Source organism: Pseudomonas sp. LBUM1662 (genome assembly GCF_059695915.1).
In genome coordinates this window covers 127,015-151,513 of record NZ_CP166793.1, presented here as the reverse complement: position 1 = coordinate 151,513, position 24,499 = coordinate 127,015, and the positions used below count along the sequence as shown (strand labels likewise).

At 61.1% G+C, this 24,499-nt stretch carries 8 protein-coding genes; 6 read left to right on the top strand and 2 right to left on the bottom strand.

Annotated features, from left to right (window positions below; genetic code table 11):
• Positions 1-291 precede the first annotated feature (291 nt).
• Both ACA049_RS00670 and ACA049_RS00665 read left to right on the top strand, forming a co-directional pair.
• Positions 292-14,433: a retention module-containing protein gene (locus ACA049_RS00670; protein WP_497332328.1), complete on the top strand. Its 14,142-nt coding sequence runs from the start codon at positions 292-294 to the stop codon at positions 14,431-14,433.
• A 148-nt stretch (positions 14,434-14,581) separates the two neighbouring features.
• Positions 14,582-14,920, top strand: a complete 339-nt coding sequence (locus ACA049_RS00665) for a tryptophan synthase subunit beta (RefSeq protein ID WP_497332326.1) — start codon at positions 14,582-14,584, stop codon at positions 14,918-14,920.
• Positions 14,921-15,058: 138 nt separating this feature from the next.
• Here ACA049_RS00665 and lapD read toward each other — a convergent pair whose 3' ends face one another.
• A complete protein-coding gene (gene lapD, locus ACA049_RS00660; protein WP_497332324.1) occupies positions 15,059-17,005 on the bottom strand; it encodes a cyclic di-GMP receptor LapD in 1,947 nt (648 codons plus the stop codon).
• A 14-nt stretch (positions 17,006-17,019) separates the two neighbouring features.
• On the bottom strand, positions 17,020-17,712 hold the full coding sequence (gene lapG / locus ACA049_RS00655; protein WP_403108201.1) for a cysteine protease LapG: 693 nt from the start codon (positions 17,710-17,712) through the stop codon (positions 17,020-17,022).
• A 220-nt stretch (positions 17,713-17,932) separates the two neighbouring features.
• Between lapG and ACA049_RS00650 the strand changes: the two genes are divergently transcribed.
• The 4 genes from ACA049_RS00650 (at position 17,933) to ACA049_RS00635 (ending at position 24,491) form a co-directional block, all read left to right on the top strand.
• Positions 17,933-18,643 carry a GntR family transcriptional regulator gene (locus ACA049_RS00650; RefSeq protein ID WP_497332322.1) on the top strand — a complete coding sequence of 237 codons (711 nt, stop codon included), beginning with the start codon at positions 17,933-17,935 and terminating at the stop codon, positions 18,641-18,643.
• Between the two features lie 721 nt (positions 18,644-19,364).
• The gene (locus ACA049_RS00645) at positions 19,365-20,141 is read left to right on the top strand and encodes a DUF3050 domain-containing protein (protein ID WP_497332320.1); all 777 of its coding nucleotides are present in this window, start codon (positions 19,365-19,367) and stop codon (positions 20,139-20,141) included.
• Positions 20,138-21,067 carry a diiron oxygenase gene (locus tag ACA049_RS00640; protein ID WP_497332318.1) on the top strand — a complete coding sequence of 310 codons (930 nt, stop codon included), beginning with the start codon at positions 20,138-20,140 and terminating at the stop codon, positions 21,065-21,067. Before ACA049_RS00645 ends, ACA049_RS00640 begins: the two co-directional genes overlap by 4 nt.
• Positions 21,068-21,080: 13 nt before the next feature.
• Positions 21,081-24,491, top strand: coding sequence for an amino acid adenylation domain-containing protein (locus tag ACA049_RS00635; RefSeq protein ID WP_497332316.1), 3,411 nt, complete (start codon positions 21,081-21,083; stop codon positions 24,489-24,491).
• Positions 24,492-24,499: the final 8 nt, after the last annotated feature.

Sequence of the window (24,499 nt, the reverse complement as noted above, 5' to 3'; positions counted from 1 at the left end):
ATCGGAATGACCGTGTGTCGGAAAGTTGGAATTTGGAACTGAGTCACACTCTGTGGGGCGGGTAGTTGCCGAAATATCAATGTGACATTACGGGGGCGAGTGTTTAGGATGACAATTCTAAGGTCAATAGTTTGGCATATAGTTTATAGCGAAATAGTATAGCCAATTAGTTGACGATTAACCGCGTCAAGTTTGTGCCTCTTATATCTTGAAAGTACGTCCAGACTGATTTGGCGAACACGCCATCAGGTTTATGGAAGTCAACTGAACGTGACACCCGGAGAGTCTTCAATGAGCAGTGTTGTTGCCATCGTCAAAAGCATTGTCGGTCAGGTTTTCGCGGTGTCCCCAGAGGGCGTTCGCCGCGTACTCGTTGAAGGCGACCGGTTGTTTGTCGGCGATCAGGTAGACACTGGCGCGGCGGGCGCCGTAACGCTCGAACTGGCTGACGGCCGGACCCTGGACCTAGGCCGCGACACTCAATGGAGCGCCAGCGATCCGGATTCCAGCGCCGCCCTGTCGGAAGCCACTGCACAAGCCGCGCCATCGGTTGAAGAACTGCAGCAAGCCATCGCTGCCGGTGCCGACCCGACCACCGAACTCGAAGCCACCGCCGCCGGCCCTACGGCTGCGGGCACGGGCGGTGCAGCCGGTGGCGGTCACAGCTTCGTGATGCTGGACGCCACCGCTGGCCGGGTCGACCCGACCATTGGTTTCCCGACTGCGGGCCTCAGCTCGGCGGCACAAGCTGCACAACTCACCACTGGCGGCCTGACGGCTGACACCAGCGCCAATGTGCAGCGCGAATCGACCCTGAGCCTGAGCGCCACGCCGACCATCACCGAGGCCGGTGGCGTACTGGTTTACACCGCGACCCTGACCCAGGCACCGCTGACCGACCTGACCATCACCCTGTCCAATGGCTCGGTGATCGTGATTCCGGCTGGCCAGTTGACCGGCACCGTCAACGTCCCGCTCGCGCCAAACGACACTGTTTATAACGACTCGACCCAGATCAACGTGAGCGTCACCGGAACCACGGGCGGCAACGGCATTATCGTCACTGCGCCGACGACTCCGGCCGTGACCCAGGTCACCGACACCGTCGACACCACCACGGTCACGCTGAGCGCTGGCGCCAGCGTTACTGAAGGCGGCCAGATTACCTACACCGCCACTCTGACCAACCCGGCGCAGACACCGGTCACCATCACCCTGTCCAACGGTTCGACCATCACCATCGAGGCTGGCAAAACCACCGGCAGCGTTGACGTGTCGACACCGGCTAACGACGTCTATAACAACGGCAGCACGGTCACCACCACCATTACCGGTGCCACCGGCGGCAATTTCGAGAATCTGGCGCCAAACCCGGCCCCGGCCGTGACCACCATTACCGACTCGCCGGACACCACCACCGTCACACTGACAGCGGGTTCGACGGTTACCGAAGGCGGCCAGATCACTTACACCGCCACCCTGAACAACCCGGCTCAGACGCCGGTCACTGTCACCCTGTCCAACGGCTCGACCATCACCATCGACGCCGGCAAAACCACCGGTTTCGTGAACGTCGACACCGCGGCCAATGACGTTTATCAGAACGGCAGCACCGTCAGCACCACGATCACTGGCGCCACCGGCGGCAACTTCGAAAACCTGGTGCCGAGTACCACGCCTGCGGTCACCACCATTACCGACTCGGTCGACAACACCGGCCTGAGCCTCAGCGCCACCGGTACCATCGTCGAAGGCGGCCAGATCACCTACACCGCAACACTGACCAACCCGGCCGGCACGCCGATGACCGTGACCTTGAGCAATGGCTCGGTCATCACCATCGAAGCGGGCAAGACCACCGGCAGCGTGACCGTCGATACGGCGGCCAATGACGTCTACAACAATGGCAGCACCGTCAGCACCACCATCACCGGGACTACCGGCGGTAATTTCGAGCAACTGACGCCGAGCACCACGCCTGCGGTCACCACCATTACCGACTCGGTCGACAACACCGGCCTGAGCCTCAGCGCCACCGGCACCGTCGTCGAAGGCGGCCAGATCACCTACACCGCAACACTGACCAACCCGGCCGGCACGCCGATGACCGTGACCTTGAGCAATGGCTCGGTCATCACCATCGAAGCGGGCAAGACCACCGGCAGCGTGACCGTCGATACGGCGGCCAATGACGTCTACAACAATGGCAGCACCGTCAGCACCACCATCACCGGGACTACCGGCGGTAATTTCGAGCAACTGACGCCGAGTACCGAGCCGGCGCTGACCACTATTACCGACTCGAAGGACGACACCGGCCTGAGCCTGTCGGCGTCCACCGAAGTGGCCGAGGGCGGTCAGATTCTGTACACCGCGACCCTGACCAATCCGGCTGGCACACCGGTCACCGTCACCCTTTCGAACGGTGCGGTGATCACCATCGCGGCCGGCGCCACCACTGGCAGCGTGAGCGTCCCGGCTCCGTCCGATGACGTCTATAAAGATGCCGGCAAGGTCGAAGCGACCATCAAGGGCGCGACTGGCGGCAACTTCGAAAACCTGGTGCCGAGCACTGTTCCGGCAGTCACCGACATTACCGATACCCTCGATACCTCGACCGTCAGCTTGACCGCTACGTCCACTGTGGCCGAAGGCGGCACCGTGGTTTACACCGCGTCCGTCACGGCTCCGGTTACGGGTTCGCCAGTGGTTGTGAGCCTCTCGAATGGCCAGACCATCACCATTCCGGTCGGCTCGAGCAGCGCCAGCGTGAACTACGTTGCGCCGAACGATGCCCAGGCCGGCGGCAGTTCGCTGAGCGTGAAAATCGACGATGCCAAGGGCGGCAACTACGAGAAGCTGGACGTCGACGGCAAGTCGGCGGACACCTCAGTCACTGACTCGGCTGACACCACCACCCTTAGCCTCACAGCGACCGATTCGGTCGCTGAAGGTGGCTCCATCGTCTACACCGCGAACCTGACCAACGCTGCCGGCACTCCGGTCACCGTCACCCTGAGCAACGGCGCCGTAATCACCATCGCCGTCGGCGCCACCAGCGGTTCCGTCACCGTCAAGGCACCTGCCGATGACGTTTATAAAGACGCTGGCAAAGTTGAAGTCACTGTTAAAGACGCGACTGGCGGCAACTTCGAAAACTTGGTCAAAGACCCGGCTGCTGCAGTTACCGATGTGACTGACACCGTCGACACTTCAACTGTCAGCTTGACGGCAACTTCCTCTGTCGCCGAAGGCGGCACCGTGGTTTACACCGCGTCCGTCACGGCTCCGGTTACGGGTTCGCCAGTGGTTGTGAGCCTCTCGAATGGCCAAACCATCACCATCCCGGTCGGTTCGAGTAGCGCCAGCGTGAACTTCGTTGCGCCGAACGATGCGCAGGCCGGTGGCGGTTCCCTGAGCGTCAAAATCGACGACGCCAAGGGCGGCAACTACGAGAAGCTGGACGTCGACGGCAAGTCGGCTGACACCTCAGTCACTGACTCGGCTGACACCACTACGCTTAGCCTCACAGCAACCGATTCGGTCGCTGAAGGCGGCTCCATCGTCTACACCGCGAATTTGACCAACGCCGCCGGCACTCCGGTCACCGTCACCCTGAGCAACGGTGCGGTCATTACCATCGCCGCCGGCGCCACCAGTGGCTCCGTAACCGTCAAAGCCCCGGCCGATGACGTCTACAAAGACGCCGGCAAAGTCGAAGCGACCATCAAGGACGCCACTGGCGGCAACTTCGAGAACCTGGTCAAAGACCCGGCAGCCGCCGTGACCAGCGTCACCGACACCATCGATACGTCGACCGTCACCCTGACCGCCACAAGCACTGTGGCTGAAGGCGGCACCGTGGTTTACACCGCTTCGGTCGGCGCACCTGTCACCGGTTCGCCTGTGATCGTCACGCTGGCCAATGGTCAGACCATCACCATCGCGGTCGGCGCCAGCAGCGGCACCGTTAACGCCGTGGTTTCGAACGATGTGCTGAGTGGCCACGCGCAGGTGACCAATTCGATCACCAACGTCAGCGGCGGTAACTACGAAAACCTGGTTGCCAATAAAACCCCGGTCAGCACCAGCGTGACCGACACCGTCGATACCACCACCCTGTCGCTGACCGCCACTGGCAACGTCAACGAGGGTGGCTCGATCGTCTACACCGCGACCCTGACCAATCCGGCCGGCACTCCGGTCACCGTGACCCTGAGCAACGGCGCAGTGATCACCATTGCAGCCGGTAAAACCACCGGCACCGTGACCGTCGACGCACCGAAAGACGACGTCTACAAAGACGCCGGCAAAGTCGAAGTCACCATCAAGGACGCCGCTGGCGGCAACTTTGAACAACTGGTCACCAGCGCGAATCCGGCCGTGACCAACGTTGCCGACACCACAAACACCACGCAGCTGACCCTCAGCGCTGACAAGTCTGTACTTGAAGGTTCGCAAATCACCTACACCGCGACCCTGAGCAACGCCGCGCAAACCCCGGTGACCGTCAAGCTGAGCAACGGCGAGACCATCACCATCGCGGCCGGCAAGACCAGCGGTTCGGTCACCATCGCGGCGCCAAGCGACGACGTCTACAAAGATGCCGGCAAGCTCACCGTCAAGATGACTGACGCCAGCGGTGGCAACTTCGAAAAACTCGACGTCAGCAAGACGGCCGTGAGCACCACCGTCAAAGACACTGTGGACACGACGTCCCTGTCCCTGTCGGCCAGCAACACCGTGAGCGAAGGTGGCCAGATCACCTACACCGCCACCCTGAGCAACCCGACGGACACGGCGATGACCGTGAAGTTGAGCAACGGTGCAGTGATCAACATCGCCGCCGGCGCCAGCAGCGGTTCGGTCAACTTCGCCGCACCGGCCAACACGCCGTACATCGACGGCGGCAAAGTCCAGGCGACAATCGCCAACCAGAGCGGCGGCAACTTCGAAAAAGTCGTCACCGACCATTCGCCAGCGGTCACCACCGTCACCGATTCCGCCGACACCACCGGCCTGAGCCTGAGTGCCACCGGTTCGGTCGCCGAGGGCGGTTCGATCGTCTACACCGCGACGCTGACCAATGCCGCCGGCACCGCCATGACCGTGACGCTGAGCAACGGTGCGGTCATCAACATCGCCAAGGGCGCCACCTCCGGTTCGGTGAACTTCGCCGCGCCCAAGGATGACGTCTACAAAGACGCCGGCAAAGTCGACGCCAGCATCACCAAGACCACCGGTGGCAACTTCGAAAACCTGGTAGCCGACAAGACGCCAGCCGTCACCGACGTGACCGACACCATCAATAACAGCACCGTCTCCCTGACTGCCACGGCCAGTACGGTCGAAGGCGGCACGGTGGTTTACACCGCTTCGGTCAATGCGCCCGTGACCGGTTCTCCGGTGGTGGTGGCGTTGTCCAACGGCCAGTTCATCACCATCCCGGTCGGTGCGAGTTCGGCTAGCGTGAACTTCGTTGCGCCGAACGATGCCTTGGCGGGCGGCGGCTCGCTGAGCGTGAAAATCGACGGCACCACCGGCGGCAACTACGAAAACCTGGTGGCGAATCAAACCCCGGCGGTCACTTCGGTAAGCGACGTCAAAGACACCACCACCCTGAGCCTGAGCGCTTCGGATTCGGTGGCGGAAGGCGGTTCCATCGTCTACACCGCGACGCTGACCAATGCGGCCGGCACGCCGGTGACCGTGAACCTGTCGAACGGCGCCGTGATCACCATCGCGGCGGGCGCCACCAGCGGTTCCGTGACCGTCAAGGCGCCTGCCGATGACGTCTACAAAGATGCCGGCAAAGTCGAGGCGACCATCAAGGACGCCACTGGCGGCAACTTCGAGAACCTGGTGCCGAGCACTGTTCCGGCAGTGACTGACGTTACCGACACCGTCGATACCTCAACCGTCAGCCTGACCGCGACTTCGTCCGTAGCTGAAGGCGGCACCGTGGTTTACACCGCGTCCGTGACCGCTCCGGTGACCGGCTCGCCGGTTGTCGTGAGTTTGTCCAACGGCCAGACCATCACCATTCCGGTTGGCGCCAGCAGCGCCAGCGTGAATTTCGTTGCGCCGAACGACGCCTTGGCGGGCGGTGGTTCGCTGAGCGTGAAAATCGACGACGCCAAGGGCGGCAACTACGAGAAGCTGGACGTCGACGGCAAGTCGGCGGACACCTCGGTCACCGACTCGGCTGACACCACCACGCTTAGCCTGACCGCGACAGATTCCGTCGCCGAAGGTGGCTCGATTGTCTACACCGCAAACCTGACCAACGCGGCTGGCACGCCAGTCACTGTAAACCTGTCGAACGGCGCGGTGATCACCATCGCCGCCGGCGCCACCAGCGGCTCCGTCACCGTCAAGGCGCCTGCCGATGACGTCTACAAAGACGCCGGTAAAGTCGAGACGACCATCAAGGACGCCACTGGCGGCAACTTCGAAAACCTGGTTAAAGACCCGGCAGCCGCCGTGACCAGCGTCACCGACACCATCGACACGTCGACCGTCAGCCTAACCGCGACCTCTTCCGTGGCCGAAGGCGGAAACGTGGTGTACACCGCCTCCGTCACCGCTCCGGTCACAGGCAAAGACGTGATCGTCACGTTGGCCAATGGTGAAAAAATCACCATCGCAGTCGGTGAAAGCACTGCCTCGATCACCGTTAAAGCGCCGAACGATGCAGTGGTCGGCCACGAACCGCTGACCAATGCCATCAAGGAAGTCACGGGCGGCAACTACGAGAACCTGGTTGCCGACAAAACCCCGACCTCGACCGCCATCAGCGACACCCTGGACACTACAAAAGTGACTATGACCGCCAGCGACTACGTGGTCGAAGGCGGCACCATCACTTACACCGTCAACCTCAGCAATGCCGCCGGCACTGACATGACGGTCAAACTGAGCAACGGCGAGAGCGTCCTGATTAAGGCCGGCGACAAGTCCGGCTTCATCACCATCCCGGCGCCGGCCGATGACGTCTACAAGGACGGCAGCAAAATCACCGTCGGCATCACCAGCACCGACGGCGGCAACTTCGAAAAACTCGACGTCAGTAAAACCACGCACACCACCACCGTCAACGACACCGTCGACACCACCACGCTGAAACTCAGCGCCGATGTGAGCACCGTCGGCGAAGGCGGCCAGATCACCTACACCGCCACGCTGAACCATCCGGCCGGCACGGCCATGACCGTGACCCTGAACAACGGCCTGGTGATCAACATCAAGGCCGGCGAGTCCAGCGGTTCGGCGCCGTACACCGTGCCGAATGACGTCTACACCGGCGCCTCGCCTGTCCGGGCAGCGATCGCAGATAGCACCGGCGGCAACTTCGAAAAACTCGACACCGACCGCTCGGCCGTCGTCACCAAAGTGACCGACAGCGCGGATGCCGCCACGCTGAGCTTGAGCGCGACTGATTCGGTGGCTGAAGGTGGGTCGATCGTTTACACGGCGAACCTGAGCAACGCGGCTGGCACGCCCGTGACCGTGACCCTGAGCAACGGCGCCGTAATCACCATCGCCGCCGGCGCCACCAGCGGCGCCGTGACCGTCAAAGCCCCGGCCGATGACGTCTACAAAGACGCCGGCAAAGTCGAAGCGACCATCAAGGACGCAACTGGCGGCAACTTCGAAAACCTGGTGAAAGACCCGGCTGCTGCGGTGACTGAAGTGACCGACACCGTCGACACCTCGACCGTCAGCCTGACCGCGACTTCCTCCGTGGCCGAAGGCAGCACCGTGGTTTACACCGCGTCCGTCACTGCGCCAGTGAACGGTTCGCCGGTTGTCGTGAGCTTGTCCAACGGTCAGACCATTACCATTCCGGTTGGCGCCAGCTCTGCCAGCGTGAACTTCGTTGCACCGAACGATGCCCAAGCCGGCGGCGGTTCCCTGAGCGTGAAAATCGACGATGCCAAGGGCGGCAACTACGAGAAGCTGGACGTCGACGGCAAGTCGGCTGACACCTCGGTGACCGACTCGGCTGACACCACTACTCTTAGCCTGACAGCAACCGACTCGGTCGCTGAAGGCGGCTCGATCGTTTACACCGCGAACCTGACCAACGCTGCCGGCACTCCGGTCACTGTCACCCTGAACAACGGCGCCGTGATTACCATCGCCGCCGGCGCTACCAGCGGTTCCGTGACCGTCAAAGCACCTGCCGATGACGTCTACAAAGACGCTGGCAAAGTCGAAGCGACCATCAAGGACGCTACCGGCGGCAACTTCGAAAACCTGGTCAAAGACACGGCTGCTGCGGTTACCGATGTGACTGACACCGTCGACACTTCGACCGTCAGCCTGACCGCTACTTCGTCCGTAGCCGAAGGCGGCACCGTGGTGTACACCGCATCCGTCACGGCTCCGGTTACGGGTTCTCCAGTGGTTGTGAGCCTGTCCAACGGCCAAACCATCACCATTCCGGTTGGCGCCAGCTCTGCCAGCGTCAACTTCGTTGCACCGAACGATGCCCAAGCCGGCGGCAGTTCCCTGAGCGTGAAAATCGACGACGCCAAGGGCGGCAACTACGAGAAGCTGGACGTTGACGGCAAGTCAGCGGACACCTCGGTCACTGATACTGCTGACGCCACAACTCTGAGCCTCACAGCAACCGATTCGGTCGCTGAAGGCGGCTCGATCGTCTACACCGCGAACCTGACCCATGCGGCTGGCACGCCAGTCACCGTAAACCTGTCGAACGGCGCCGTAATCACCATCGCCGCCGGCGCCACCAGCGGATCCGTGACCGTCAAAGCGCCTGCCGATGACGTCTACAAAGACGCCGGCAAAGTCGAAGCGACCATCAAGGACGCGACTGGCGGCAACTTCGAAAACCTGGTCAAAGACCCGGCCGCAGCCGTAACCAGCGTCACCGACACCATCGACACCTCGACCGTCAGCCTCACCGCGACTTCATCCGTGGCCGAAGGCGGCACCGTGGTATACACCGCGTCCGTCACGGCTCCGGTTACAGGTTCGCCAGTGGTTGTGAGCCTCTCGAATGGCCAGACCATCACCATTCCGGTCGGTTCGAGCAGCGCCAGCGTCAACTTCGTTGCGCCGAACGATGCCTTGGCCGGTGGCAGTTCCCTGAGCGTCAAAATCGACGACGCAAAGGGCGGCAACTACGAGAAGCTGGACGTCGACGGCAAGTCAGCGGACACCTCGGTCACTGATACTGCTGACGCCACAACTCTGAGCCTCACAGCAACCGATTCGGTCGCTGAAGGCGGCTCGATCGTCTACACCGCGAACCTGACCCATGCGACTGGCACGCCAGTCACCGTAAACCTGTCGAACGGCGCCGTAATCACCATCGCCGCCGGCGCCACCAGTGGCTCCGTAACCGTCAAAGCCCCAGCCGATGACGTCTACAAAGACGCCGGTAAAGTCGAAACGACCATCAAAGACGCGACTGGCGGCAACTTCGAAAACCTGGTCAAAGACCCGGCAGCCGCCGTGACCAGCGTCACCGACACCATCGACACCTCGACGGTCAGCCTCACCGCGACTTCGTCCGTGGCCGAAGGCGGCACCGTGGTATACACCGCGTCCGTAACCGCTCCGGTCACCGGCTCGCCAGTGGTTGTGAGCCTCTCGAATGGCCAAACCATCACCATTCCGGTTGGCGCCAGCTCTGCCAGCGTCAACTTCGTTGCGCCGAACGATGCCTTGGCCGGTGGCAGTTCCCTGAGCGTCAAAATTGACGACGCCAAGGGCGGCAATTACGAGAAGCTGGACGTCGATGGCAAGTCGGCGGACACCTCGGTCACTGACTCGGCTGACACCACCACCCTTAGCCTGACCGCGACGGATTCCGTGGCCGAAGGCGGCTCGATCGTTTACACCGCCAACCTGACCAACGCTGCCGGCACTCCGGTCACTGTCACCCTGAACAACGGCGCCGTGATTACCATCGCCGCCGGCGCTACCAGCGGTTCCGTGACCGTCAAAGCACCTGCCGATGACGTCTACAAAGACGCTGGCAAAGTCGAAGCGACCATCAAGGACGCTACCGGCGGCAACTTCGAAAACCTGGTCAAAGACACGGCTGCTGCGGTTACCGATGTGACTGACACCGTCGACACTTCGACCGTCAGCCTGACCGCTACTTCGTCCGTAGCCGAAGGCGGCACCGTGGTGTACACCGCGTCCGTCACGGCTCCGGTTACGGGTTCTCCAGTGGTTGTGAGCCTCTCGAATGGCCAAACCATCACCATTCCGGTCGGTTCGAGCAGCGCCAGCGTCAACTTCGTCGCGCCGAACGATGCCCTCGCTGGAGGCGGTTCCCTGAGCGTCAAGATCGACGACGCCAAGGGCGGCAATTACGAGAAGCTGGACGTCGACGGCAAGTCGGCAACCACCTCGGTTTCGGATACCGCAGACACCACCACCGTCAGTCTGAGCGCGACCAACTCGGTCGCGGAAGGCGGCTCAATCATCTACACCGCGAATCTGACCCATGCGGCCGGCACTCCTGTGACCGTGACCCTGAGCAACGGTGCGACCATCACCATCGACGCCGGCAAAACCACCGGCACCGTGAGCGTTGATGCGCCGAAAGACGACGTTTACAAAGACGCGGGCACGGTCCAGGCGACCATCAGCAACGCCACCGGTGGCAACTTCGAGAACCTGGTCAAAAGCCCGGCCGCAGCCGTCACCAACGTCACCGACACTCAAGACAGAACTGAAGTCAGCATCACCGGCAGCACGTCGGTGACCGAAGGCCAGACCGCCAGTTACACCGTCAGCCTGACGAGCCCGGCGCAGACCGAAGTCACCCTGAAGATCACCTACAGCGGCACCGCCGCCGACGGTTCGGACTTCACCGGTGTGTACACCGTGAAAATTCCGGCGGGTGCCAGCACGGCGAATTTCAACGTCGCGACCCTGGACGACCGGATCACCGAAGGCACTGAAAACTTCGTGGTCAAGATCGACTCGGCCACCGGCGGCAACTTCGAGAACCTGGCGATCAGCGCGACCAACGGCAGCATCAGCACCGCGATCGTCGACAACGATGCGCCACCCGTACTCGACCTGGACGCCAACAACTCCAGTGGCGCCACCGGTGCCAACTACAACGTGACCTTCACCGAAGGCACCACGGGCCAAGGCGTATCGATCGGCGACACCGACCTGAAAATCACCGACCCGGACAGCACGATGCTGACCGGCGCGACCATCGTGCTGACCAACCGTCAGCCGGGCGATGCGCTGAACCTGGGCAACAGCGTCAACGGCATCAGCATCAATGCCAACAGCAAGGACGGCACCGTCACGCTGACGTTGTCCGGCAATGCGACGCTGGCCGACTACATGCAACAGATCAAGAACATCAGCTTCACCAACAGCAGTGAAGACCCGAGCACCGTGCCGCGGATCATTACCGTGACCGTGACCGATGGCAGCAACTACTCGAACACCGCGACCACCACCGTCAACGTCGTGGCCGTGAACGATGCACCGACCGCCGCACCGCTCAACGTCACCGGCACCGAAGACACCCCGCTGATCCTCGGCTGGTCGACCTTCGGCGTCAGCGATGTCGACAGCCCGGCCGCCAACCTCGGCGTGAAAATCACCGGCCTGCCGGGCGAAGGCAAATTGCAGTACCTGAACGGTTCGACCTGGACCGACGTGACGAACAATCAGACCCTGTCCAAGGCTGACATCGACGCGGGTAAAGTGCGCTTCCTGCCGGATGCCAACGAGTCCGGTACCAATGGTTACGGCGGCACCGGTGTGGGCAACAATCTGGCGGACTACGCGCAGATCAAGTTCCAGCCAACCGACGGTTCTCTGCTGGGCAACACCGGCACGATCAAAATCGACATCACGCCAGTTGCCGACGCGCCGTCCCTGAGCGTTGCGGACAACAGCGTCAAATCCACGGGCCTGACCAAGGAAGTCTGGACCGGCCTGTCGGGCCTCGGCTCCGACGGCACTGGCGCGGCTTCGAACACGCTGAAGTCGGTGATCGACGCCGCCGGGAAACCGAACAGCAGCACTACCGTGACCAACGTGCAGTCCGACGGCAGCGTGACCGCGGGCACCGCGTCGAAAACGTCCGGCCTGATCTACCTCGAAGCCGGCAAGACCTACACCTTCAGCGGCACCGGCGATGACAGCCTGCTCGTGACCATCGGCGGCAAAAACGTGGCCAGCGCACTCTGGGGCGCGGGTGGCAACCTGAGCGGTTCGTTCACCCCGACCGCCAGCGGCTACTACACCCTGGACATCTACCACCACAACCAGAGCGGCCCGGGCAGCTATGACGTCAACCTGTCGGTCAACGGCGCTGCAGCGGTCGACCTGAGCAGCGCTGGCGTGCCGCTGTACACCGGCATTGCAGACCTGGCCGCTTCCGGCGTGACAGTTTCCGATTTGCACGGCACCAATGGCGAAGGCTACTACGACGGCTACAAGCTCAACGAAGCGGCCGAAGGCACCAGCGTTCACCTGTCTGCGATCAAGACTGCGCTCACGGACACCGACGGCTCCGAAAGCCTGGTCGTGAAAATCAGCGGCATCCCGGCGGGCTCCGTGCTCACCGATGGCGCCGGCCACACCTTCACCGCCAGCACCTCGTCGGGTGAAGCCAACGTCACCGGCTGGAACCTCGGCTCCCTGACCGTGACCCCACCGCCGTACTACAACGGCCAGTTCAACCTGACCGTAACCTCGACCTCCACCGAGGTACTCGGCGGTTCGGCGGTCAGCACCGCGACGATCCCGGTCACCGTTTACCCGGCGGTCTACAACGCCGTCACCGCTACCGCGGCCGATGACACCATCACCGGCACTGACGGCAACGACATCATGGTCGCCGACATCTGCGGGCTGACCGTGGTGCCAGGCACCAACTACAACATCGCGTTCATGGTCGACAGTTCGGGCAGCATGAGCGCGTCGTCGATCAGCGCCGCCAAAGACTCGCTGACCGCGGTGTTCAACACGCTCAAGCAGAGCATGGGCGGCAACTCCGGCACCGTGAACATCTTCCTCGCGGACTTCGATAACCAGGTCAACAAGTCTGTCTCGGTGAACCTGAACGATCCGAATGCGCTGATCCTGCTCAAAGCGGTACTGGATTCCATGGCGTCCGGCGGCGGCACCAACTACGAAGACGTGTTCAAAACCACGGCGAACTGGTTCCAGAGCGCCGACGCCATCGCCAATACCGGGGCGAAGAACCTCACGTACTTCATCACCGACGGCAAGCCGACCTACTACCAGAGCGGTGAGCAGACCAACCCGACTTTGTTCGGCAACGTGAAGCTCGATGACGTCATTACCACCACCAATTACAAGTTGGGGCAGACCTACTCCGGTTATCTGGACAGCACTCATTACCTGACCATCGATAACTCCGGCACCGTCACGCTGCAGACGTACAAGAGCTCGTGGGGCGGTTACTGGAGCAGTTCCGAACTGGGCACTATTCACGCCGAAGGCAACGGCACGTACGAGCTGTCCTATCGCGACGGTAACGGCAGCAGCACCGGCTCCAGCGCCATCGACAACTCCACCAGCGGTTTCGCGCTGCTGGACAAGGTGTCGACGGTCGAAGCCATCGGCCTGAACAAAGACGTCACCCTCAGCGACCTCAAACCGTACGATTCGGACAAGACGCCGCAAACCAACATCGATCCGAAAGACCTGGCCAACTCGATCATCGGTCACACCGAAGCGACCCTGCCGGGCTCCGACACGGTCAATGGCGGTAACGGTAATGACATCCTGTTCGGCGACCTGGTGAGCTTCAACGGCATTGCCGGCGAGGGTTATCAGGCGATGCAGGCGTTCGTCGCCAAAGAAACCGGCGTGGACGTCAGCAAAGTCACCACCAGCAACGTGCACCAGTTCATCACCGAGCACTACAACGCGTTCGACGTGTCCGGTGCCCATGACGGCAACGACTCGCTGTTGGGCGGTGCGGGCAATGACATTCTCTTCGGCCAGGGCGGCAATGACCTGCTCGACGGCGGCAAGGGCAATGACATTCTGCTCGGCGGCTCGGGTAACGACTCGTTGATGGGCGGTCAGGGCAACGACATCCTGATTGGCGGTTCGGGCGCCGACACCTTCGTCTGGAAGGCTGGCGACACCGGCAGCGACGTGATCAAGGACTTCAAGGCCAGCGAAGGTGACCGCATCGACCTGCGCGATCTGCTGCAAGGCGAAACCGGCAGCACCATCGACAACTTCCTGAAGATCAGCACCGTGGATGGTGTGTCGTCGCTGCAAGTCAGCTCCGGCGGCAAGTTCAACTCGGGCGACGCGGCCGCCGCAACGCCGGATGTGACGATCAAACTGGAAGGCAACAACTGGTCCAGCGCCAACATTCACACGTTGATTGCCGGCAGTGACCCGACCATCAAAGTCGACCACAACAACAGCTGATCCAACGAAAAACGGCCGCCCTTATGGGGCGGCCGTCACGTTAGCATCTATCCCCCCGGTGACGATTTCGTCGCCGCACCGCATACTCGCGTCCAGTTGGCCTATGCTGCTGACAGCATGACGCTGGTTCATTTCTGAGGGATGCTCAATGTTCTACGTGCAACGCGATGCGCAAGGTCAGTTAGTGCGCGTGGAAGCCGCGGCCTACGCCGAGGCCACGGAAACGCTGCCGGCCGACCACCATGAAATCCAGGCTTGGTACGCCAATGAGGCCGTGGAAAACAGCCTCAAGCAGCTCAAGCAGAGCGACCTGGAAATGATCCGGGTACTCGACGACTTGATCCAGGTGCTGACCAGCAAAGGCGTGATCCGCGTCACCGACCTGCCGGCCGCCGCCCAGGCCAAGCTGATGGACCGGACCCAGGCCCGTGAGGCGTTGGGTGGGTTGAGTCATTTGATTGATGATGATGAGACGGGGTTGATCTGAGGCTTCGGCCTTTGATGTTGTCTGTGCTGACGCCTTCGCGGGCAAGCCTCGCTCCTACAGGTTTACGCCAACGCACGACCTTGTAGGAGCGAGGCTTGCCCGCGAAGACGGACTCCCAGACGACCAAATCCTAAAGCCTCACCGCCAAGGCTTCGGCTCACCAAACAACTGCCCCTGAACCCCATACAACCCCATTTCCCGAATCACCAGCAACTCCCCTTCGGTCTCGACCCGCTCGGCAATCAACGGCAGATCAATGCTATGTGCCGCCCGCTGGATCGCCTCGATGAACAGGCGCTTGTCGCTTTCCTGATCAATCGCGCGGATGTAACTGCCGTCGATTTTCAGATACGCCAAGCCCAGCCGTGCCAGGTTGCCGATCATGCTGAAGCGTCCGCCAAACCGTTGCAGGCTCAACGAGAACCCAAGCTCACGCAGACGCCGCGTCAGTTCTTCCAGCATCGCTTGCTCGGGCAGTTGCTCCTCGCCGATTTCCAGCGTCAGCCGTGGTCCGAGATCGGAGTGAACACGCAAGATCTCGAAGATTTTATTCAGCGCCTGCGGATCGGCCAACGTCGCCGAAGACAGGTTCAGCGCCAGCGACTCTTCATGCTCGGCCATCTGCTCCAGCACCAGTTCCAACATCAGCCGATCCAGGCGCGCGGTCCAGCCAAAGCGTTCCAGCCACGGCAGGAAACGTCCGGCGGGAATGGTCTGGCCCTGGTCGTCGATCAACCGCGACAGCACCTTGTAATGCAGCACCAGTTGCGTGTCCTGGCTGGCCACCACCGGTTGGAAATACAACTGGAAACGGTGCTGATTCAGCGCCTGATCCAGCAAGTTGTTCCAGGCGTGATGGTCATCCCCGACGCTGGCCGAGGCGCTGTGGTCGAGGCACGCCCAGCTCTGTTCACCTTGCCCTTCAGCCTGGGCCAGTGCCTGATCGGCCAAGCCCAACACGGCCTGCGGTGAGTCGCCATGAATAAACGGTGCCAGCCCGATCGACGCTACCGAGGCCACGTCAGTGGCGCCGGTCGCATGCAGGCTCGACAAGGCACTGTCGAGGTTTTGCGCCAGTTGCAGCGCTTCTTCACGCACCAGCCCCGGCGCCAGCACGGCGAACTCACCGCCACGGATGCGCGTGACGAGATTTTGCGTTTCCGGGTACTTGGCGCACTCGCGGGACAGTTGCTCGCCCACCGCTTGCAGCAGTTGGTCGGTGCGTTGACCGCCCAGACGCTGGTTCAAACCGGCCAGGTCCTTGACCCGCAACAGCAGCAGATAGCCCGAACTGGCTTGCTCCGGATTGCTCACCCGAGCGTTCAATTGCATCTCGAAGTAGCGCCGGTTGGCCAGGCCCGTCAGGTTGTCCTGATAGGACTCGACCCGCAATTTTTCACTGCGTTCGGCCTGTTCCTGAAACAGCGCCTTGAGCTTTTCAACCATCTGATTCATCGCCTGCACCACACGGCGCAGTTCCGGCGTGCGCGGCAGTTCCGGCAGGCTGAGGAATTCGCGGCGAGCGATGGCGTGGGATTGCTTGACCATGTAATCCAGCGGCTTCAGTTGTCGACGCAGCAACAGCGCACCCAACACCGCGCTCACCGCACCGCAGATCAGCAACCAGCCGAGGCTGCCCAGCGCGCTCTGCCACAGCTTGGCCAACGCGAACATCGGATGGCTGACCACTTCGACCCGCGCGGCCTGCTCCCAGCCACGGCTGACCAGTGCATCGCCGCCGGCCGGTTCCAGGCCGATCATTTTGACGAACCAGTCCGGCACATTGTTCACCGCTGGAATGCCGCTGCGCTCGACGATGGTCTGGTCGGTCTTGAGGTCGACCACGCGGATGCTCGCGTAATAACCGCTGTCGAAGATCGAACTGACCAGCAACTCGACCATCGCCGGGTCGTCGATGTTCGGCGTCAGGGACAGCGCCAATGCCGTCGCGGCGTCCTGGGCGTGGGAGCGCAACTGGTTGACGTACTGAGTGCGCGAGCTTTCCAGGCTGACCATGAAGCTGCCGGTGAAGGCGACCACCAGGAACAGACAGATAGCGATCAACAGCTGTTTGAACAAAGACATCTGAGCGCGTGCTCCTAGTTAGTCGTCTCGACCGGGAAACCTTCGGCCTGCATTTTCTTCAACACGTCCTGCCAGCGAGACAGGCGCTTGGTATCACCGACCTTCTTGTTGCCCTTGGCGCCCGGCAACCACAACCCTTCAGCATTGAAAGAGTAGACCGGCAGCAGATCAGTTCGTTGGCTGGCCGGTTTTATTGCATCGATCAGGCTGTCGAGCACCAGCGGCATCGCCTCGGGGCTCGAGTAGTAAGTCAGCACCATGTGCGCCCGATTCAGCCGCAAAGCCTTGACGTAGGTGATGCGCAGCTTGTCACTGGAAACGCCGAGATGGCGCAGGCTGAAATACTTGGCGATCGCGTAGTCTTCGCAATCGCCGGCACCCTTCCACAGGGCTTCGATGGGTGTTTCCCAATAATCGACCTCGTGCCACAGGTCGATGTCCTCAACGTAACGCACCTGTTTGTTGAAAAACTGGTTAACCACATTGAGCTGTTCCAGCTCGCTGACTTGTTTTTGCGTGGCCAGTAACTGCTGCCAGGCATCGATGCGCGGTTTCCCGTCGCCCAACGGCCCGTATAAGGCCTGCGCCTTGCGGCTGATCAGCGAAAAATCCCAATCGGCATGCAGCCCGCCCAGCATGACGCCGGCCAGCAGCAACGCGCAGCACAGCCAGCGCAAAGTCCGAGGGATCGCGAAACGTACCGCCAATGCGAGGCATCCAGATCAGGCAGGTGGAATTCGGTTGATGGTGCAGGTTAGCCCGTTAAAAGACAATGGCACGGTGCAATCACCGGCGACCCGCTAGACTTTGAATGGTGAATGACATGAAAAGTCGCAGGCTGCGATCTTTTGTCCGTTTGACAAGCTGCATGGCAGTCACTAGTGTCCATTTGGATCCAAATATTTCAGCCAGACAGGGTGCGTAGTCGTGACACAGAAGCCCAACCCGCTCAGCAGTATCAAGGTCAACGGGCCGATTCCCGCTCACCTGGCACGTTCGGTGATCGAAGAAACCCTGCGTTCGGCCATTCTCGATGGACGCATTCCCTGCGGCACCGCGTTGCGCCAGCAAGATCTGGCCGACCTGTTCGGCGTCAGCCGCATGCCGGTGCGCGAAGCGTTGCGCCAGCTTGAAGCCCAGGCGCTGCTCAACGTCATCGCCCATAAAGGCGCGGTGGTTGCACCGCTGGTTCAGGGCGATGCCGTCGAAACCTATGCGCTGCGGATTCTGCTGGAGTCCGAAGCCCTGCGCCTGTCGATTCCCTTGCTTGATGCGAAGGATTTCGAAGACGCTGCCCGCTATATCGATAACCTGGAAACAGAACACGACTACGCCGAGATCGGACGGCTCAATCGTCTCTTCCACATGTCGCTTTACAGCAAGGCGCCTAACCGTCGGCTCTTGAGACTGATTGAAGACGGCCTGAACGAAGAGGAGCGCTTCCTGCGCTTCAACCTGGAAGCCATGGGCCTGGGCAAACTGTCCCAGGATGATCACCGGGCGCTGTTGCTGGCCACCGAAGACCGCGACATCGAAAGCGCGGTGAAGCTGCTCGAACACCACCTCAACCGCGGTGTCGAGGTCATCACGCGCTACCTCGACAGCCCTGAGGCGCAAAGCAAGAAAACCTCCCGGTAGAACAACCCGGCGCCAAACCTGGGCGCGCAGTTCGAACTGTGCGCCTGGCTTGCCGTGAATAATCTCCTTACACACCCCTCCGCTCACACCGACTCACTCAGTGCCCGCACGTCCTTCCCTAACGCCTTGCCATCGATCGACCTCCCTTCCTCAAGCTCCATCAATACGCCAGCAAAGATGACATCCGGGCGATAGCGGCGGCCGTGATTTACGCTCACTCTTGGGCTGCCAACGAATAATGAACGGGCGACGCACCGCATTGGCGGTGCAGTCCTCGCACCAAGAACCTACGGAAGGAGTCTTGTCACGGGAAAGGAAGCACCGGCGTCAATCCCAGCCAACTTCCACCCCCTTTAAGCATTCAACGGAACAACTTTGAAAGTTGCTTTGAGTGAGGCATTCACTCTTTATTTGAATTTTGACGATACTTCGTCGAAAGGAGCAACTACGCCCAAATAAAACTGAGATCTATAGTTTTATTGGAACTTGTCGCGCACAAGAAAGTTGAACTTGTAAATAATATAAATATCACTTGCCCGACACTTTGTTCATGTATTAATTTTTCTCCGCCGCCAATAAACACGGCACCGAAACGACTTTATCGCACTGAATGGCATCAATTTAATTGAGGCATCCGCACGCCAACAAAAAACGTTAAACGACCGTCACTTATTGATCACAACTTCCTTAACGGCAATCCCGATCACTTATAGGCTCGCTCATGAAAACGAATAAAGACCGCCTCATCCAGAAGAAAGCAGAGCTTAGTGCGCACCCGATCTTCTCTGAAATACATTCACTCTCGGTACTTCAACGCTTCATGGAAAGCCATGTCTTTGCGGTGTGGGATTTCATGTCGCTGACCAAACGCCTGCAACAGGAATTGACCTGCGTTCAACTGCCCTGGCTGCCGCCGCGAGATCCGCAGGCCGCGCGCCTTATCAATGAAATCGTGCTGGGTGAAGAGTCCGATGATCGTCCGGCCCAGGGTCATTACAGTCACTTCGAGTTGTACCTCGATGCGATGCGCGAAGTCGGCGCCAGCACGGTCGCCGTGGAACGCTTCGTGGCGTTGCAGCAAGAAGGCGTGAGTTACGACGTGGCGCTGCAAAGCGTTGACGTCGATCCGGCGGCCGCGCAGTTCGTGCGCAACACGTTGCACACCGCGTTGCATGCGCCGGGGCACAGCGTTGCGGCGGCATTTCTGCATGGTCGCGAGAGCGTCATCCCGCAGATGTTCCAGCGAATTCTCGATGACTGGGGCATCGGCATCGAACAGGCGCCGACCTTCCGTTACTACCTCGAGCGGCACATCGAAGTCGATTCCGAAGACCACGGCCCCGCCGCTGAAAAACTCCTTGCACGCCTGGTCAATGGCGATTCGCAACGCGAAGAAGACGTCTACGCCAGCGCCATCGCCGCCGTGGAAAGCCGCATCGCTTTGTGGGATGGCCTGCGCCTGAGCATGAGCGAACCGGTTGCCGAGGTGAACGCATGAACGCCGCCGACTACCAATCCTTCGCCGACGCCTGGGAGAGCCGCGCGACCATCCGCACACGGCCCCGGCGGGTGCTGGAGAACGACGACAAGCTGATCTACCCGTTGAGCCGCCAGCCATTGGTGCTGAGTGAAACCTTCCTGCGCGAATGCCCGGAACAACGGGACTTCGCGCTGGTGCAGACGCTCTACAAATTCATCAACGACGTGGTGATTTTCGAAACCGAGATTGTCGACAAGACCGCCCGCAGCATCGCCAAGAATCGCTTCGCCGTGGCGTTCCCGTTCGCCTGTCGTTATGACGCCATGACCGTGGTGGTGGACGAGGATTACCACGCGCTGGTCGCCATGGATTTCATGCAGCAGACCGTCGCCATGACCGGCATCACGCCCATCCAGCTGCCGGATGAAATCGAACTAAGCCGGGCGATCCCGGCGGCCGTGGCCCTCGCACCGGAACACTTGCGCAGCGCCGTGGAACTGATCTGCGTGGCCATCGCCGAGAACACCGTGACCGGCGATGTGGCGGCGTTCGCCAAAGACGACACGGTCAAGCAATCGATCAAGGGCCTGATGGCCGACCACTTGCTCGACGAGGGCCGCCACTCCGGGTTCTGGTCGCGGATGGTGCGCATCTATTGGCACACCGCGAGCGAAGCCGACCGTCAGCTCATCGCACAAATCCTGCCGGTGTTCATCGGCCATTACCTGACCAACGACATCCAGAAGTCCTTCGACTTCCGCCTGATCGAAGCCTTGCAGATCAGCGACGCGACGCGCCAGGCACTCAAGAACGAAATATCGGGCATGGCCTTCCCGATCAATCGTCATCACCCGCTGGTCGCCAACATCGTGCGGTTTTTCCGCAGCAGTTCGCTGCTCGATTCGCCGTGCGTGCAAGACGCCCTCAGCGACTACCTGGTTTAACGAGGAGAACATCATGAGACGTCTCGACATTCTGCTCATTGGGCACAGCCAGGCCTTGACCGACCTGGCGCTGGAACTTGAACAACAGGGTCATTCGCTGGTGCGGCTCGAGGCATTCGACGAGCCGCCGTCGTTTGATCTGCTGATCGACGATGCGAGCCAGGGGTTTTCAGTCCTGAGCGATGCGCCGCGACTGACACTGCAACTGGGCGTCGGCGCGCCAGGCGTCTGCGGGTTGCCGTCGATGGACCTGCTGTGCATGCTTGGATCGAAGCTGTTCACCCGCGTGCCGATTGCCGATGAACCTTCTGGAAATGGCCAGGCGTTGCGCCTGCGGGCGGTGGCGGAACTGGTGGACCATGTCGCGCTGCTGGTCAGCCGATTCTCCCGGGATGCCGAGTACTTTCTCCAAGCCGAACCGGCATCGACTACCCATTTTGACCAGGTTGAAAACCTGCAGTTTTTAGAACGCCTGGCATTCGTTCATCAACTCAACAACACCGCTCAACCGTGGCTGCAAGCACTCGCCCGGATCCCGATGATCGAGCGCCTCGAACAGCGCTTCATCAAATCCGCCGAACGACCCGCGCTGAACATCGACGGCACCTCGCTGAGCTATCGGCAATTGCATGCCCACAGCCGCGCGATCCAGCAGCGCTTGCTGCCATTGCTCGCTCAGCATCAAGGGCCATTGGTGGTCGGGATCTGCCTGCCGAAATGCAGCGCGTTGTATGCGGGGATCCTGGCGATTCTAGGCAGCGGCGCGGTGTACTTGCCGCTGGAGCCGAGCCATCCACTGCAACGTCAGCAATACATCCTTTCGAACGCCGGAGCTGTGTTGTTGCTGCATGACGGCCAGCATCCACTCGCCGACGAAATGCCGGCGCTGGACATCAGCCGCATCGACTTCGACGATGTGGACCTCAGCCAATCCTTGATGCGCCAGCGCCCCGACCTTGATGCGCCGTGCATGGCACTCTACACCTCGGGCACCACCGGCCATCCCAAAGGCGTATTGCTCAGCCAGGCCAACCTCGCGCACTTCACCGCCTGGTACGCCGACTATGTGCAGCTGACCGAACACAGTCAGGCCTTGCAGTTTTCGTCGTTGAGTTTCGACTCGTCGCTGATCGACATTTTCCCAACCTTGCTGCAGGGCGCCGAGCTGATCGTGCCGAACGACGACCAGCGCCGCGACCCGTTGCAACTGGTTGAGCTGATCCGTCATCAACGCCTCAGTCATGCATTTTTGCCGCCGGCACTGTTGAGCATTTTGCCGCTGGAACAGCTGCAGGTTCTGGATCATGTGATGACCGGTGGCGATGTCTGCGAGCCCTATGTCATCGAGCAGCTCACCCGTCAGGGCAACCTCTACAACCTCTATGGCCCGACCGAAGCCACGGTGCTGATCACCGCGCGCCAGCTGCGCGCTGGCGACAGCAACCGCACCCTCGGGGCGCCGATTGCCAACAGCCAGGTGCTGATTCTCGATGAGGGGTTTAAACCGGTGGCCGAGCAGACCGTCGGTGAGTTGTACATCGTCGGGCCGGGGGTGTGCCTGGGTTATCTGAACAACCCGCAGCAGACCGCCGAGCGCTATCTGGACTTGAATCTGCCGGATGGCCAGCGTCTGCGCGCCTACCGGACCGGCGACATGGCGAAGTGGACCGGTGACGGCATCGAGTTGTGCGGGCGGCGAGACAATCAGGTGAAAATCCGTGGCTTTCGGGTCGAGCCGGAAGAGATCGAACGCTGCCTGCGCGACAGTCAGTTGTACCGTCAGGTGGCGGTGGTCATCGACAGTCAGCGACGGATCCTGGCCTTTCTCGCGCAACCTCAGGAGGAACAACCGGGCGTCGCTCGCGAGGGGTTGAAGGCTCATGCGATGCAGTTCTTGCCGGACTACATGCAACCCATCGCCTGGACCGAACTGCCGAGCATGCCGTTCGCCAGCAACGGCAAGGTCGACCGCAAAGCCTTACTGGCGATGCCAGTGAATGTGGCTGAAAACACGGCGCGGCGCTTGCCCGTCAGCGCCGATGAAGCGCTGTTGCTGGAGATCTGGGCCGAGCTGCTGGAACTGCCGGCCAGCGATATTTCGACCGACGAAAGCTTCTTCAATCTGGGCGGCCATTCGATTCTGCTGTCACGGATGTTGCTGCGATTGCGCGAGGAATTCGGCCGCAGCATTTCGATCAATCGCTTCATTGAATTGCCGACCATTGCGAAGCTGGCGACGCTGGTGCGGGGCTCCGGTACCGAGGAAGTCCTGAGTGCGCAGGCGCTGGCGGATGCCTTCCGCGAGCTGGATATTGAGCCGCTGCCCATCAGCCGCATGGGCGATGAGCACAAGGTGATCGTCACAGGCGCCAACAGTTTTGTCGGTGTCCACATCGTCGAGGCGTTGCTGGCATGGGGCGTCAGCGAAGTCGCCTGCCTGGTACGCGATGGCGGCGGGCAATCGGCAACCGAGCGCTTCGCTCACGCGCTGCGTGAAAATCGCCTTGAGCATCTGGACCTGAGCCGGGTGCAGGTTTACGCGGCGGACATTACGCGCCCGGCATTGGGGCTCGATGCGGACGTTTACGAACGCCTCGATCGAGAGTTCGGCGCGTTGGTGCACAACGCCGCCAACGTCAATCACGTGCTTGATTACGAGTCATTGGCGCGGGACAACGTCGAGCCGATTTTCGAATGCCTTCGGTTGTGCGAAGGGCGCAGCAAGAAGATCTTCAATTTTGTCTCCACGCTCTCTGCGTCCAGCACCATTGCCGACGATGGCCGGGTGCTGGAGTTGCCCGCCGCGCAAACCCCGCCGATCTACATCAAGAACGGCTACAACCTGTCGAAATGGGTTGGCGAACGGATCCTCGAACGGGCACGCGAGCGTGGGGTGCGGGTCAATCTATATCGCCCCGGCAACATCAGTTTCAACAGCCTGACCGGCGTCTGCCAGCCGCATAAAAATCGCTTGATGCTGATGCTCAAGGGCTCGATCCAGCTCGGCCAGGTGCCGGAATTCGCGCTGAACTTCGACCTGATGCCGGTGGACTTTCTCGCCCGCTTTATCGCCTTCCATGCCAGCCGTTATTCGCCTGAAAAAGCGGTGTTCAACCTGCACAACCCCGAGCCCCTGAGTTGGGACGATTACGTCGCGTCATTCCGTGAGGCTGGCCGGGAATTCTCCATGGTCAGCGTCGCCGACTGGCAGCAGCAATTGGGCCGGGTTGACACTGACAACGCGCTGTTCGGCGTGCTTGGTTTCTACCTCAACGGCTTCGAGGAAGACATCGGCGACATCTCGATGATCGGCCACGCCAACGCCCAGGCCGGCGTGCGGCAGATGGGCGCGCACTACCCGGAAAAATCCCCGGCGCTGCTGCGTCGTGGCTGCGACTACCTCAAAGAAATCAATTTCATCTGATTCACTCA

Coding starts and splice junctions, on each gene's coding strand:
- ACA049_RS00645 (WP_497332320.1), top strand. CDS start 19,365: ATGAAAACGAATAAAGACCGCCTCATCCAGAAGAAAGCAGAGCTTAGT.
- ACA049_RS00640 (WP_497332318.1), top strand. CDS start 20,138: ATGAACGCCGCCGACTACCAATCCTTCGCCGACGCCTGGGAGAGCCGC.
- ACA049_RS00670 (WP_497332328.1), top strand. CDS start 292: ATGAGCAGTGTTGTTGCCATCGTCAAAAGCATTGTCGGTCAGGTTTTC.
- ACA049_RS00665 (WP_497332326.1), top strand. CDS start 14,582: ATGTTCTACGTGCAACGCGATGCGCAAGGTCAGTTAGTGCGCGTGGAA.
- ACA049_RS00635 (WP_497332316.1), top strand. CDS start 21,081: ATGAGACGTCTCGACATTCTGCTCATTGGGCACAGCCAGGCCTTGACC.
- lapD (WP_497332324.1), bottom strand. CDS start 17,005: ATGTCTTTGTTCAAACAGCTGTTGATCGCTATCTGTCTGTTCCTGGTG.